This is a genomic window from Phytoactinopolyspora halotolerans (assembly GCF_010550675.1).
GTDB lineage: Bacteria > Actinomycetota > Actinomycetes > Jiangellales > Jiangellaceae > Phytoactinopolyspora > Phytoactinopolyspora halotolerans.
This window is the reverse complement of the sequence record NZ_JAAGOA010000015.1, coordinates 137,231-150,108: the sequence shown is the minus strand read 5'-3', so window position 1 is coordinate 150,108 and position 12,878 is coordinate 137,231. Positions and strand designations below refer to the sequence as shown.

The following is a 12,878-nucleotide window of genomic DNA, read 5'->3' as shown; positions in this document are numbered from 1 at the left end:
ATGTCCGAGCGAGCGGTGGCCCCGTCGGAGCGCGTGCTCTCCCCGTCCGGGCAGAACTACCGCCGGCTACTGAAGAGCACCCCGGTACTGCTGGGAGCGCTCGCTCCGCTCCTGGTGGTGCGCAACGGTCCGGTCAGCGTGCTCGCCGCGGCGCTGGTGGCATTGACGTTGGCGGCCGTCGTGCAGGTGATGCGCCGGGAGCAGCGCGTCATCGTGACCGGTTCGCACCTGAAGATGGAGCGGCCGATCATGCTGGCCCGGACCCGAGAACGCGCCGACATCGCCAAGGCCGTCAGTGTGCGGGTCTCGGCCTCCTCAGGAACGCGGGCGAACCGCAATCTGCTCCTGCTCGACCGCCGGGAACGGCTGATTCTGAGGCTGAAGAGCCCGCAATGGAGCCCGGAGGACATGCGGCAACTGGTCCGCTGGCTCGGCGTGAGCCCAGAGGAGCTGGACCAAGCGGTCACCGCGCGGCAACTCGGCCGCAGGTTCCCGCACGCGGTACCGCTCTCCGAGCGCTTCCCGTTCCTCTCCGGCGTGGCCGTCGTAGCCGTGATCGCCACACTGCTGGTATCCGCCTCGATGCTGCTCGACTAGGCTTTGCGGACATGTCCTCCGAATCGTACGAGCCGCCGTTGCCGGCGACGCGTGCCAGCGACGCGGACCGCGATGCGGTGGCCGAGCTGCTGCGCGGTGCCGTGGCGGACGGGCAGCTCGAGTTGTCCGAGCTGGATGAACGGCTGGCCGCGATCTACGCCGCGAAGACCCGGGCAGAGCTGGAGGCCGTGACCGCCGACCTGGACCGGGAGCCGGCGCCGAGATCCGCGGCGCGTCCGGTGCTGACGTTGCAGACGAAGAGCGGTTCGTTGAAGAAGGACGGTTATTGGACCGTCCCCGCGCGGATCATCGCCGAGTGCAGCTCCGGCTCCATCCGGCTTGATTTCACCGCCGCGGACTGCCCGCACCGCGAGATCAGCGTCGAGGCCACCGCGGCGTCAGGCTCCGTGCTGATCATCGTGCCGCACGGTTGGGCGGTGGACGTGGACGACGTCTCCTGCACCAGCGGGAGCGCCAGCAACCGCGTCAACCAGCGCCGCGACCCCGATGCTCCGCTGGTGCGGGTATCCGGCCAGGTGAAGTCCGGATCCATCATCGCGCGTTACCCCCGTCGTTCGTTCTCCGAGTGGCTGCGGTCGGTCTTCGGGCGCGGCGGCGACGGTCGAGATCGGCCGTAGACCGCGGAGAGATCATCAACGGTCTCCGGGGATCGGAAAATCGCCCGGAGGAAGCTGTCGATTTCTGGCGGTGCCGTCCGTCAAGGGTGTAGAAACCACCCACACGGAGAGGGGAACCACCGTGAAGTACATGCTCATGCTCTTCGAGCCGGACACGGACTGGCTGTCGGTGCCGAAGGACGAACTCGACGCCGCGCTGGCCGAACACTCCACCTTCATCGCGTACCTGGAGCAGCAGGGCATTCCGTTCAGCGGCGCCGCGCTCCGGCCATCGTCCGCGGCGACCACGTTGCGCCCGGACGGCGACGGCGCGCTGGTGACCGACGGCCCGTACGTGGAGCTCAAGGAGAACCTCGGCGGCTACTACGTCATCGATGTGCGAGACCTCGACGAGGCGATCGAGGTGGCCCGGAAATGCCCGATGGGCTCGGGAATCGAAGTGCGCCCGATATGGGACGCCGCCGGTTGAGCGACCGGGTCGAGGCCGCGCTCGCGGACGCGCACCGCCACGGCTGGGCCCGGGTGCTCAGCTCGGTGGTGCGCGTCACCCGCGACTTCGACGCCGCTGAGGACGCCACTCAGGAGGCCTTCGCCGCGGCCGTGCGCGACTGGCCCCGGCAGGGGGTGCCGGATAGCCCGGTGGCCTGGTTGACGACGGTGGCCAAGCGGAAGGCGCTGGACGGTCTCCGCCGTGATGAGGCCCTGGCGCGCAGGCTTCCGTTGCTGATCGTGCCGGACGAGGACGACGAGCCGGCGCCCGCGAGTTCCGTCGCGGACGACCGGCTGCAGCTGATCTTCACGTGTTGCCATCCGGCGCTCGCCCTCACCGCACGGGTGGCCCTGACCCTGCGGCTGGTGTGCGGGCTGACCACACCGGAGATCGCGCGTTTGTTCCTGGTCAGCCAACCCACCATGGCGGCCCGGCTGACCAGGGCGAAGAAGCGGATCCGGGCGGCCGGCATTCCGTACCGGATGCCTACCGACCACGAGCTGCCGGATCGGCTGCCGGCCGTCCTGGCCGTGGTGTGGCTCGTCTACACCAACGGGCACACCGCATCCGTGGGCGCCGGACCGGGGCGGGCGGAGCTGGTACGGCTCGCCGGTGATCTGGCGGCGACGCTGTCCGAGCTGATGCCCGACGAACCCGAGGTGCTCGGGATGCTGGCGACGATCCGGCTCGGTGAAGCCCGCGGCATCACCCGCGTCGACGCGGCCGGTGATCTGGTGCCGCTGGAGGAACAGGACCGGACCCGGTGGGATCAGGAGGCCATCCGGGACGGTGTGGCTCTGGCACACGCGGCGATGCGGCGCACGGCGGGCCGCGCCCCGGGGGTGTACACCCTGCACGCGGCGATCGCTGCGGTGCATGCCGAGGCGTCGTCGTACGCCGAGACGGATTGGGAACAGATCGTCGCGCTGTACGACGTGCTGCTTACGGTCCAGCCGTCGCCGGTCACGGGGCTGGCCCGGGCGGCGGCGCGGTCGATGATCGACGGCCCGGCGGCGGCGCTGGAGGACGTGGAACGGCTCGCCGCGGATCCACGCCTGCAGGACTACTACGGTCTGCCCGCCACCCGGGCGGATCTGCTGCGCCGAGTAGGACGGAACCGGGAGGCCGCGGCCGCCTACCGCACGGCCGCGACGCTGACCGAGAACGAGGCTGAACGACGTTACCTGTCCCGGCGTGCGGCTGACATGGACGCGGCCGCGTCGTGAACGCGCGTGAACCGGGCCAGCGTGGCAGCGCGCTCACCGGTGTCGCGTGGTTTTGCCGGGAGGGACGCCGGCTCACCGCTCGCGAGGCGTACGGGCCAGAATAGGCACGATGAAAATCACGGAGATCGAATCGCTGCCGGTGGCTGCCGGCGCCGGCACCTACCTCCTCATCGCGGTACATACCGCTGACGGCGCCCACGGCCTGGGTGAGGTCGGCATGCGTTCCAGACCGGGCACGGTCCTAGGGGCGCTGCGCGATCTGGCCGACATCGTGATCGGCCAGGACGCCAATCGGATCGAGCACGTGTGGCAGACGATGTATCGCGGTGGGTTCTTCCCGGCCGACCGCGACGCCGGAGCCGCGATGGCAGCGATCGACATGGCGCTGTGGGATCTGCGCGGCAAGACCCTGGGAGTGCCCCTGTACGAGCTTCTCGGCGGGCCATGCCGGGATCAGGTGCCGGCGTATGTCCACCTGCGGGGAACCGACGTCGAGGCGTATGTCGACAACGCCCGGCGGCTGGTGGAGCTGGGCTGGTCCCACCTGCGCTTCAGCCTCGACGGCCGGACCGACCCGATCTTCGAACCGCGGCAGGCGGTTCGGGACACGCTCGGCGTGCTCGGCGCCTTACGGGACGCGCTGGGCGACGGCGTCGAGCTGCTGATCGACGTGCACACGCGACTCGATCCCGCCGACGCGGTCACGTTCTGCCGGGAGGCGGAGCCGTTCCGGCCGTACTTCGTCGAGGATCCGCTGCGCTCTGAGGATCCGGGCCTGTACCGCACGCTGCGGGAACGGACCGGGGTGCCGCTCGCGGCCGGCGAGCAGTACACCACGAAGTGGGCGTTCCGGCCGCTGCTGGAGGGCGACCTGATCGATCACGCGCGCATCGATCTGGCCAACACCGGGATCACCGAGGGGCGCAAGATCGCGGCGATGGCGGAGGCGCACCACATCCAGGTTGCCACGCACAATCCGCTTGGGCCGGTCTGCTCCGCCGCGTCGGCGCACCTGAACACCGCGTTACCGAACGTGAGCGTGCAGGAACAGTTGCGACCGCACGGCTGGGACGACGATCCGCTCGTCGAGGTCGGCCCCGTCATCGCAGCCGGATCGGTCCGGCCGGCCGATCTGGCAGGCCTCGGGGTCCAGATCGACCTCGACTATGCGCGGAAGAACTCTGCTGCTGACCGGCTTGGTCCGCCACCACAGTACCGGCGTGCCGATGGCTCTTTCACCAATTGGTAACGACGCGACGTAGAGCGAGTGACACCGTGGACAAACCCCGCACGATGTTCGACTCGTGACTTCGAGTGGTCCGAACTGACTCGGTTCGCGTCGGACAACAGGCCGGGGGCCACGCTAGGCGTCGCCTCGGGACGGCGTCGGCAAGGCAAGAGGTTCTTGCTCGACGCGTTGGCGCATGCCTCCGGTGGCTTCATGTTCACCGCGACGGAGGCTCATGAAGATCGGCGCCGACGGGCCGATCACGGCTGTCATCGATGAGTTTCCCTTTCTGGCCAGGGCATCTCCGGCCCTTCCGTCTGTGATTCAGCGTGCGCTCGATCCGACCGCGCAGCGGACCAACAGCGCCGTCCGCCTCCTGCTGTGCGGATCAGCCTTTGTCCTTCATGGGGAGTCTGCTGGCCGGAAACGCGCCGTTGCGTGGGCGTGCGGGGCTAGCGCTCGTGGTCCCGACGCTGGACTTCCGGCTCGCCGCTGAGTTCTGGGGAATCGACGACGCGCATACAGCCGTGTTGACGAATGCGATTGTGGGAGGGACACCGGCGTACCGGCGAGAGTTCGTCCAGGACGACGTACCTGCCGGTCCGGGCGATTTCGATGCCTGGGCGGTGCGTGCCGTGTTGAACGCGGCACGTCCGCTGTTCCGGGAAGCTCGCTATCTCTTGGCGGAAGAACCCGATCTGCGGGACACGGCGCTCTATCATTGGGTTCTCGGCGCCATCGCGGACGGCAACGCCACGCGTGGTGGCATCGCCAACTATCTGGGTAGGAGATCCACGGATCTTGCGCACTCTCTCGGCGTGCTCGAGGACATCGGCATGGTGATCCATGAAGTCGATGCCTTTCGCAAGAACCGTGCGACGTTCCACATCGCCGAGCCGCTGATCACCTTCTACCACGCGATCATGCGTCCGGTATGGGGTGACCTTGAACGGCCGAGCCGTGCGCCGGCGGTGTGGCAGCGGGCGAAGCACGTCTTCCTGGCCCAGGTCGTCGGTCCGCACTTAGAACGGCTGTGCAGGGAATGGGTCCGCTGGTATGCCTCGGCCGAGACGTGCGGCGGTTATGTGTCGCGAGTGGCGAGCGGCACCGTCAACGATCCGTCGGCCCACACGACCCACGACGTCGATGTAGCCGCGTTCGGGCGGGACGACGACGGGCGTGAGGTGCTGCAGGCGATCGGAGAAGCCACGTGGCACGAGACCATGGGTGCCGAGCATCTCCAGCGGCTGGAACATCTCCGAGATCTGCTGCGTACCAGGCATGGTGCTGCTGCGACCATGCGCCTGCTCTGCTTCAGCGGCCACGGCTTCACCGGGGATCTTCACCGCCGCGCTGCTGCGGACGAGTCCGTACAGCTCATCGATCTGAATCGCCTGTACCGGGGCGAATGATGCGCTTGGTTCGACGACGGCGCACGACGAGTTCGTCGTCGTGTCACCGGTTGCCCTCTCCTGGGCGAACCGCGGCTAGGAGGTGTCGCCGTTCCACGCCCGGGTCGTCCGGTACTTCGGCGTCGCGGTCCGTAACAGTCACACGCCTCGAGGCTGGCCGCGTAGCCGAACACATCGTCGTACCCGTCGACCGTGCGATCGGTGTTAACGAACGCTCACATTCGATATGTACGTGTTGGTTGACATCTCCTGAATGTCGGCGCGGCGATGACTCCATGATCAAATCAGGTAGCTGACTAGCGCAACTTGTCGAGGTCCAGGCGCACGTTGAAGGGTTCGGTGGCCTCGAACACCCCGGTCACGTCGGGAGCGTTCTGGTAGCCGAACTCACCGGCGAGGTGGCAGGCGACGACCGATACCGGGTCGCGGAGATCGACGATCCAGTAGTGTCGAATACCTGCGTCGGCGTACTCTCCGTGCTTATCCCGGTAATCGATGCGACGGGAGCCAGGGGAAGCGATCTCGATCACGACGGCAACCTCGGACGCCCGAAGCATGCCACCCTCACGCGCCACGCGATCGACTGCTTCTCGTTCGATGACGACGAGATCTGGTCGCCGAGAGAAACCCGGATGATCAGATGCAACAAATTCGAGGTCGAGGTCGACGTCCTGAACCACACGCAGGTGGCTCGGCAGCTGGCGCTTCAGCTGTGCAGCCAACTCGAATGATGCGATGTTGTGCATCGGCGTGGGGCTAGGCGACATCATGATCCGGCCCTCGATCAACTCCGTGTAGCCAGACTCGACCTCGCCCAGAGCGGCATACTCGTCGACAGTGAGCAACCGATCGGGTCCCACCAGCCCCGGCGAGTCCTGCGGCGCGGGAAGAGCACTCACTACATAACCTCCTCGTTCACCGACACTATCCCATGTACGGCAACGAGTACACGGAACAAATCCGGTGCGTACGGTTCTCGGCCCAGTCGACCAGGGGTCTTTGCTATGGACGGATCACACGTGGGGACAGGCATCGCAGGCGCAACGCTGGAGATGGAGGGCGTCGCGCAGGGTGTGATGATGGGGGCGTGATCTCTCGTCTTCTCGTCACCGGGGCGGCCGGCGGCGTCGCCCGTATGCTCGCGCCCGGCCTGGATGGATATGACGTTCGCGCCGTCGACGTGCGCGAGGTTTCCGGATGGCAGGGTGCACAGACGGCAGTCGGTGACCTCACGGATCCCGATTTCGTCCGTTCGGCCGTGGAGGGTGTCGATGCCGTCGTCCACCTGGCGGCGAATCCGAACCCGCGGGCCGAGTGGTCCGCGCTGCGCGGACCCAATCTGGACGGCGCTGTGCAGGTACTTGACGCGGCGCGCGACGTGGGCGCGCATAAGGTCGTTCTGGCCAGCTCGGTGCACGCGATGGGTGGCTATGTACGCGGTGACGACGGTCTCGACGTCGGCGGGCTGGGGGATCGTGGGTTCATCGACGCCGATCTCGTCGACCCGTCGTGGCCGGCGCGTCCGTGCTGTGCCTACGGCGCGACGAAGGCCTTCGCGGAGGCGTACGGATACGTGACCGCCGGGACGAGCGATGTCAGCGTCGTGGCGCTCCGGCTCGGTGCGTGTCAGCCGAGCCCGAAGGACACTGGTGCTCTGCCCGGCTGGCTAGCGCCGGATGATCTTCAGCGGCTCGTCCGTTCCGCGCTCACGGCGAACGTCGCATACGGCACGTACTTCGGGGTTTCGGCCAACACTCGGGCGAGGTACAGCATCGACAACGCGAGGCGAGAACTCGGGTACGAGCCGGCGTGCGATTCGGAGGAGTATGCAGCGGAGCTGCCGGATGGGGCCGGTGGCATGTGCCTCGGCCCGCGATCCGGCGTAGCTCGCTAGCTGCGATGTGTCACGCGTTGGGGCGCTTGCCGTGGTTGGCGGCGTTCTTCTTGCGGCCCTTGCGCTTGCGCGCCCGCTTACCCATGACCACTCCTTAGGTCGTTTCCACTGCGTTCAGAATGCTGGGTGGGGGCGATATCGCCCTTCTCCCGGCGCCTCATTGTCGCATGGATGTGCTGGACTCGCCCATGTGTGCTGCTGGCGCGGGTGGCCTGGCCGGTGGCGGCGTCGTGGGCCGTGGTGTGGACGGGCCCGTCCGTGTCCGTGGTGTCCGCTGGTTGATCATCGATCGGTTCCGGCTCGTCCGCCTGATCCTCCGGGTACCGGGCGCGGCGCCGGTCGGGTAGCGCGTTGCTGAGCGGGCGGTGTCCGAGCATCCCGGTGGCGAGGAAGGTGGCGAGCCCTGCGGCGATGGCGAGGTCGCCTGGGCTGGCCACCTCGGGGCGCGGCGGAAACGCGATCGGGATGTTCTTGCCCAGCCAGCTCAGGCGGGTGGAATCGTCGGCCGGTTCGGCATTCTCGGTGTCGGCCGTCGCGGTCTCGGCTCCGGCCCGGGCGGCCGCCGTCTCGGCGACCGGCACAGCACCGTTGACGATGAGGACCAATGCGTTGGCGCAGATGCCGAGCGCGATCAGTCTGGCGCCGGGAGCCCATCGGTTCACCCATGCGTAGAACGCCACCACCAGCCACGCCAGGCCGGACAGCAGGGCCAGGGCCGTCTCCCAGGCCCAGCTCGCGAAGACCGCGATGACGTAGAGGCCGAGCGCGGTCAGGAGCAAACGGTTGCGCGCCGGCGGCGGCTCGGCCAACCGGCGCAGGCGCCCGCCCTTGACGTAGCCGACGGTGAGGCCGGCTGCCAGTGCGAGCACAATGAGGACCACGTTATTCATACTGGCCGCAATAGGTGGCATCTTGTGGTTGCCACGCCCGTACGGCGACGACGTCGAGGCGCGAGAGGCGCAGCGTAGGGTGAACATCGCCGCTCGGATCAACGTAAGGAGAACGTCACGTGGTTGAGCAGGTGGCCGCCGAGATGGTGGCGAACGTGCATTCCGTGGTGGTGTCCGAGGGCGACCGTATCGACGCCGGCGGCACTCTGCTCATCCTGGAATCGATGAAGATGGAGATTCCGGTTCTGGCCGAGAGCGGCGGTGTGGTGACCGACGTGAAGGTGGCCGCAGGGGACGTCGTCCAGGAGGGGGACATTCTCGTCGTACTCTCCTCGTGATCACCGACCGGTGGCCCGCCATGGTCGCGGCCGGCGGTTGATGATCTCTTCGGATCAGGGCTGGATCTTGTGGGTGTAGGGGTGGCTGGGAAGGTCGGAGGACCACTCATCCTGGTGCCGCCGCGGTGCGGGACGAGGCCCGCCGTCGTTGCGCGCCTGGCGGATCAGCCAGGCGAGGGCAACGATCAGTAGTGCGAGAAGGACGACGAGTTGAGGCATGGCAGTAAGTCTTCTCTCATCATGATCCTGCCAACAGTGGCAGGACAGTCATCAGGCATCGACTTCCTGCCAACTTCCTGACAGAATGGGCGAATGCTGCGAAAAGTCGCGGTCGTGGCCTTCGATGGCGTCGCGCCGTTCGAGCTGGGTGTGCTCTGTGAGAGTTTCGGTATCGACCGATCCGCACAGGGCCTGCCGTCTTTCGACTTCAAGGTCTGCGCCGCCGAGCCTGGTCCGGTGCGGACCTCGATGGGGTTCGACCTGATGGTGCCGCATGACTTGAGCCCGTTGCGGGAAGCCGATCTGATCGGCATTCCGGCCGTGCCGAGAAACCTCATGGACGTCTACCCGGAAGTGTTCGCGGAAAGGGTGCTGTCCGCCTTACGGGACGCGGTCGATCGCGGAGCGCGGGTGCTCTCGGTCTGCTCCGGCGCGTTCGTGCTGGGGCATGCCGGCCTGTTGGACGGCCGGCGGTGCACGACGCATTGGCTGTACGCCGATGAACTGGCCGAGCGCTTCCCCGCCGCCAAAGTCGATCCCGACGTGCTCTACGTGGACGAGGACCCGGTGATCACCAGTGCGGGCACGGCGGCCGGCCTGGACGCATGCCTGCACCTGTGGCGCAAGGAGTTCGGCGCCGAGGCAGCCAGCACGGTGGCCCGCCGGATGGTCGTGCCACCGCACCGCGACGGGGGACAGGCTCAGTTCGTGGAGGCTCCGGTACGTCCGACGCCTGCGCAGACGCTCGCTGGTGTACTCGACTACATGGAAGTGCACCTGGCGGAGGAGATGACCATCGACGGTCTGGCGGCGATGGCGGCCATGTCGCCGCGGACCTTCGCCCGCCGCTTCCGCGCCGAGACCGGCACCACCCCGTACGACTGGCTGCTCGGACGCCGGGTGGCCGCTGCCCAACGGATGCTGGAACGCGGCGACGACACCATCGACGCGATCGCCTCCGCCACCGGATTCGGCACCGCAGCTGCGCTACGGCACCACTTCGGACGCCGTCTCGGCACCACTCCGCATGCCTATCGGGCGACATTCCGGTATCGAACCGGCTGAGCCATGCTGCCCGGGCAGCTCAGCGCGTCGGTCGCGGAGGGGGTGGGGAGAGCGGAACGGCCTGCCGGTACAGCCAGGGGGAGCCGGCCCGCAGTGCGTTCTGCAGCGCGATCAGCAGATCTGAGCGAGCCGCCGGCGGCGTGTGGGGCGTGGCCGAGGCATCTTGGGCCGGTGTTCCGTGCACCCCGAGGAGCAGCTGAAGATGCAGGGCCCGCAGATACGCCGTGATGTTGGCCCGGTTCGGCGACTCCGGGCTGGTCGGCGGCTCGGAATCGGCGATGCGCTCGGCCAGCCGTTCCAGCCACGCCTCCAGGGTCTCGGTCGGCACCAGGTCGCGGTGGAGCAGGGACATCGTCGCGAACGCCAGCCGCTGATCCTCCAGGCCGTCGAAGCGGCGATCAGCGGGCTTCAGCAGACGCTCGGCGATCACATCCAGCAGCACGGTGAGTTCGTCGGTGCCGAGATGGCGGGAAGCGGTCAACGTCGCGATCAGATCCGCGCCATGGGTGATGGCGTGCACCCACCCCACCTCCGGAACCCAGCCGCGCAGGTCCTTCTCGGAAAGAAACCATGCGACGGCGTAATCCGCCCAGGTGAGCACGACGGTGGGGGACAGGCTGTAGATCAGGTTGTCACGAGCGACGACGGCGCCCAGGGTCAGCGCGGAATAGGACCGCCGCAGCACGGCCTGGAGATCGTCGGCGCCTCCGCTGTCCCGCAGCCCATAGGCGAGCCCATCGCCCAGTCCGCCGAGCAGGTGATCATAGACGCCCTCGGAGATCCAGGTGTGCAGTACCGAATACGCGATGTCCTCCCGGACATGCGGGTCTCGTTCACCCAGCATGGCGACGAGTTCGGTGGTCAATTCATCGAGCGCTTCGCCCTGGGGTACGCGGTAGCCCTCGGCGACGACCCGTTCCCAGTACGACGACCTCTGCACGGACAGAATCTTCCCAGATCCACCCTCATCTTGACGAGGGGAGGTCCGGCTTCAGATCGATAACGCCGGTCCGCGGGGACTTGACGCCCGCCCGGCCGGGGGACGCGAGGAAGGGTCGGCGCACGCGTGGGAGGTACGCTCGTGGCGTGCCGTCGTTGAACGATGTCGTCCATAGCCATACCGATCTGACCGAAGCCGAGCTGGAGTGGTTGCACTCGCTGGTTGCAGACTGGCAGATGATGGCGGATCTGTCGTTCGCCGATCTGGTGCTGTGGGTGCCCGATCGCGAGGACACCGGGTACTGGGCGGTCGCGCAGATGCGCCCGACCACTGGCCCCACGGCATACGTCGAAGATCTGGTCGGCACGTTCCTGCCCAAGGGGCGAAAGCCGTTGATCGACGCCGCCTACGCCGAGGGCGCGATCAAGCGTGAGGGCGACCCGGAATGGTGGGACGACGTGCCCGTGCGGGTGGAGCTGATCCCGGTGCGGCGACGCGATCGGATCATCGCCGTGATCGGCCGGCACACCAACCTGGTCTCGGTCCGGACTCCGAGCCGGCTCGAACTTGCGTACCTGGAGTCCGCCGGCGATCTGGCCAAGCTGATCGTGGAGGGCCGGTTTCCGCATGCCCGCCGGACCGATATGGGCCGGCGGGGCGCGCCGCGCGTCGGCGATGGGTTCGTCCGGGTCGACGCCGACGGGATCGTCCGTTATGCGAGCCCGAACGCGATGTCGGTGTACCGGCGGCTGGGGCTGACGGCCGACCTGGTCGGACAGCACTTCGGTAAGGCGACGGCGGCACTGGCGCCGCGGGAGGGTGCGGTCGACGAGTCGCTGGACGCGCTGATCGCGGGGCGGCAACACGTCCGCACCGAGATCGAGGGCAACGGCACCGTGATGACGGTGCGGACCATCCCGCTCGATCCGGGTGGGCGATACACGGGTGCGCTCATCCTCTGCCGGGACGTCACCGAGGTGCGGCGGCGCGAGCGTGAACTGCTGACGAAGGACGCCACCATCCGGGAGATCCACCACCGGGTGAAGAACAACCTGCAGACCGTCGCTGCGCTGTTGCGGCTGCAGGCCCGCCGGATCGATGCCCCCGAGGGGCGTGCGGCGCTGGTGGAGGCGGTGCGCCGGGTCGGCACGATCGCCGTCGTACACGAGACACTCTCGCAGACCGTCGACGACACGGTCGACTTCGACGACGTCGCGGACCGACTGCTGGCCATGGTCGGCGAGGTCGCGACGGCGGAACCCACGGCGCGCGGCAAGCGCAGCGGCTCGTTCGGCGTGCTGTCGGCCAACATCGCGACGCCGCTGGCGATGGCGCTGACCGAGATCTTGCAGAATGCCGTCGAGCACGGTCTCGAGGGCCGCCCGGGGCTGGTCGAACTGGCCGCCAGCCGGCTGGCCGGGCGGCTGAGGATCGTTGTCGAGGACGACGGCGTGGGGCTGCCGGCCGGATTCGTGCCCGACACGTCCGGCAATCTGGGGCTGCAGATCGTTCGGACGCTGGTTGTGGGTGAGCTAGGCGGGACGATCGAGATCAGCGACCGGCCGGGTGGCGGGACGCGGGTCACACTAGACCTGCCCGCGCCGGATCAGCGCGGGCAGATGAACGTCAGTGGCTAGCGTTCTCGGTGGTCGTGGTCAGTACGCGCGGGCACGGGCGCGGGCGTTGCGACGCTTCAGAGCGCGACGCTCATCTTCGGACAGCCCGCCCCATACGCCGGCATCCTGTCCGCTCTCGAGCGCCCAGCGCAGGCACTCCTCGCGGACGTTGCACCGTCGGCAGACCGCCTTGGCTTCCTCGATCTGCAGCAACGCAGGCCCGGTGTTCCCGATCGGGAAGAACAGCTCCGGGTCCTCGTCGCGACAGGCGGCACGGTGGCGCCAGTCCATGGGTCTCACAGCTCCTCGTATGATGGCATCTGAC

At 68.0% G+C, this 12,878-nt stretch carries 16 protein-coding genes; 10 read left to right on the top strand and 6 right to left on the bottom strand.

Going from position 1 to position 12,878, the window contains the following annotated elements; all coding sequences use genetic code 11:
* The 6 genes from G1H10_RS20570 (at position 1) to G1H10_RS20545 (ending at position 5,591) form a co-directional block, all read left to right on the top strand.
* Complete coding sequence (locus G1H10_RS20570; RefSeq protein WP_163741235.1) at positions 1–597, top strand: hypothetical protein; 597 nt, start codon at positions 1–3, stop codon at positions 595–597.
* Between the two features lie 11 nt (positions 598–608).
* Positions 609–1,235 (top strand): DUF1707 SHOCT-like domain-containing protein, encoded by a 627-nt coding sequence (locus tag G1H10_RS20565; protein WP_163741233.1) that lies wholly within the window; start codon positions 609–611, stop codon positions 1,233–1,235.
* A gap of 130 nt (positions 1,236–1,365) precedes the next feature.
* Complete coding sequence (locus G1H10_RS20560) at positions 1,366–1,704, top strand: YciI family protein (protein ID WP_246219756.1); 339 nt, start codon at positions 1,366–1,368, stop codon at positions 1,702–1,704.
* A 53-nt stretch (positions 1,705–1,757) separates the two neighbouring features.
* Entirely contained in the window at positions 1,758–2,951 is a 1,194-nt protein-coding gene (locus G1H10_RS20555; RefSeq protein WP_163741342.1) for an RNA polymerase sigma factor, read from the top strand.
* Between the two features lie 109 nt (positions 2,952–3,060).
* On the top strand, positions 3,061–4,200 hold the full coding sequence (locus G1H10_RS20550; protein ID WP_163741229.1) for a mandelate racemase/muconate lactonizing enzyme family protein: 1,140 nt from the start codon (positions 3,061–3,063) through the stop codon (positions 4,198–4,200).
* A gap of 383 nt (positions 4,201–4,583) precedes the next feature.
* Entirely contained in the window at positions 4,584–5,591 is a 1,008-nt protein-coding gene (locus G1H10_RS20545; RefSeq protein WP_216853486.1) for an AAA family ATPase, read from the top strand.
* 296 nt (positions 5,592–5,887) lie between these two features.
* Here the strand turns inward: G1H10_RS20545 and G1H10_RS20540 are convergent, their stop codons facing one another.
* A complete protein-coding gene (locus tag G1H10_RS20540) occupies positions 5,888–6,490 on the bottom strand; it encodes a Uma2 family endonuclease (RefSeq protein WP_163741227.1) in 603 nt (200 codons plus the stop codon).
* A gap of 188 nt (positions 6,491–6,678) precedes the next feature.
* Between G1H10_RS20540 and G1H10_RS20535 the strand changes: the two genes are divergently transcribed.
* Positions 6,679–7,485, top strand: a complete 807-nt coding sequence (locus G1H10_RS20535) for an NAD-dependent epimerase/dehydratase family protein (protein ID WP_163741225.1) — start codon at positions 6,679–6,681, stop codon at positions 7,483–7,485.
* 10 nt (positions 7,486–7,495) lie between these two features.
* Here the strand turns inward: G1H10_RS20535 and G1H10_RS35095 are convergent, their stop codons facing one another.
* Both G1H10_RS35095 and G1H10_RS20530 read right to left on the bottom strand, forming a co-directional pair.
* Positions 7,496–7,570 (bottom strand): 50S ribosomal protein bL37, encoded by a 75-nt coding sequence (locus G1H10_RS35095; protein ID WP_376778647.1) that lies wholly within the window; start codon positions 7,568–7,570, stop codon positions 7,496–7,498.
* On the bottom strand, positions 7,563–8,375 hold the full coding sequence (locus G1H10_RS20530) for a DUF5317 family protein (RefSeq protein ID WP_163741224.1): 813 nt from the start codon (positions 8,373–8,375) through the stop codon (positions 7,563–7,565). The genes G1H10_RS35095 and G1H10_RS20530 overlap by 8 nt, the downstream gene beginning before the upstream one ends.
* Before the next feature lie 119 nt (positions 8,376–8,494).
* Between G1H10_RS20530 and G1H10_RS20525 the strand changes: the two genes are divergently transcribed.
* Positions 8,495–8,713 (top strand): biotin/lipoyl-binding carrier protein, encoded by a 219-nt coding sequence (locus tag G1H10_RS20525; protein WP_163741222.1) that lies wholly within the window; start codon positions 8,495–8,497, stop codon positions 8,711–8,713.
* A gap of 54 nt (positions 8,714–8,767) precedes the next feature.
* On the opposite strand, the gene G1H10_RS20520 is transcribed toward G1H10_RS20525, so the two are convergent.
* Positions 8,768–8,932: a hypothetical protein gene (locus G1H10_RS20520; protein ID WP_163741220.1), complete on the bottom strand. Its 165-nt coding sequence runs from the start codon at positions 8,930–8,932 to the stop codon at positions 8,768–8,770.
* 93 nt (positions 8,933–9,025) lie between these two features.
* On the opposite strand from G1H10_RS20520, the gene G1H10_RS20515 reads away from it, so the two are divergent.
* Positions 9,026–9,997, top strand: coding sequence for a helix-turn-helix domain-containing protein (locus tag G1H10_RS20515; protein WP_163741219.1), 972 nt, complete (start codon positions 9,026–9,028; stop codon positions 9,995–9,997).
* 19 nt (positions 9,998–10,016) lie between these two features.
* On the opposite strand, the gene G1H10_RS20510 is transcribed toward G1H10_RS20515, so the two are convergent.
* The gene (locus tag G1H10_RS20510) at positions 10,017–10,937 is read right to left on the bottom strand and encodes a DUF2785 domain-containing protein (RefSeq protein WP_216853485.1); all 921 of its coding nucleotides are present in this window, start codon (positions 10,935–10,937) and stop codon (positions 10,017–10,019) included.
* 146 nt (positions 10,938–11,083) lie between these two features.
* Here G1H10_RS20510 and G1H10_RS20505 point away from each other — a divergent pair, with 146 nt between their 5' ends.
* Entirely contained in the window at positions 11,084–12,574 is a 1,491-nt protein-coding gene (locus tag G1H10_RS20505; protein ID WP_163741217.1) for a GAF domain-containing sensor histidine kinase, read from the top strand.
* Positions 12,575–12,592: 18 nt separating this feature from the next.
* On the opposite strand, the gene G1H10_RS20500 is transcribed toward G1H10_RS20505, so the two are convergent.
* Positions 12,593–12,844: a WhiB family transcriptional regulator gene (locus G1H10_RS20500; protein ID WP_163741215.1), complete on the bottom strand. Its 252-nt coding sequence runs from the start codon at positions 12,842–12,844 to the stop codon at positions 12,593–12,595.
* Positions 12,845–12,878 lie beyond the last annotated feature (34 nt).

What these genes read in the sequence shown, in the direction of transcription:
- G1H10_RS20570 (WP_163741235.1), top strand. Translation starts at nt 1, where the DNA reads ATGTCCGAGCGAGCGGTGGCCCCGTCGGAGCGCGTGCTCTCCCCGTCC.
- G1H10_RS20565 (WP_163741233.1), top strand. Translation starts at nt 609, where the DNA reads ATGTCCTCCGAATCGTACGAGCCGCCGTTGCCGGCGACGCGTGCCAGC.
- G1H10_RS20560 (WP_246219756.1), top strand. Translation starts at nt 1,366, where the DNA reads ATGCTCATGCTCTTCGAGCCGGACACGGACTGGCTGTCGGTGCCGAAG.
- G1H10_RS20550 (WP_163741229.1), top strand. Translation starts at nt 3,061, where the DNA reads ATGAAAATCACGGAGATCGAATCGCTGCCGGTGGCTGCCGGCGCCGGC.
- G1H10_RS20545 (WP_216853486.1), top strand. Translation starts at nt 4,584, where the DNA reads ATGGGGAGTCTGCTGGCCGGAAACGCGCCGTTGCGTGGGCGTGCGGGG.
- G1H10_RS20530 (WP_163741224.1), bottom strand. Translation starts at nt 8,375, where the DNA reads ATGAATAACGTGGTCCTCATTGTGCTCGCACTGGCAGCCGGCCTCACC.
- G1H10_RS20520 (WP_163741220.1), bottom strand. Translation starts at nt 8,932, where the DNA reads ATGCCTCAACTCGTCGTCCTTCTCGCACTACTGATCGTTGCCCTCGCC.
- G1H10_RS20515 (WP_163741219.1), top strand. Translation starts at nt 9,026, where the DNA reads ATGCTGCGAAAAGTCGCGGTCGTGGCCTTCGATGGCGTCGCGCCGTTC.
- G1H10_RS20500 (WP_163741215.1), bottom strand. Translation starts at nt 12,844, where the DNA reads ATGGACTGGCGCCACCGTGCCGCCTGTCGCGACGAGGACCCGGAGCTG.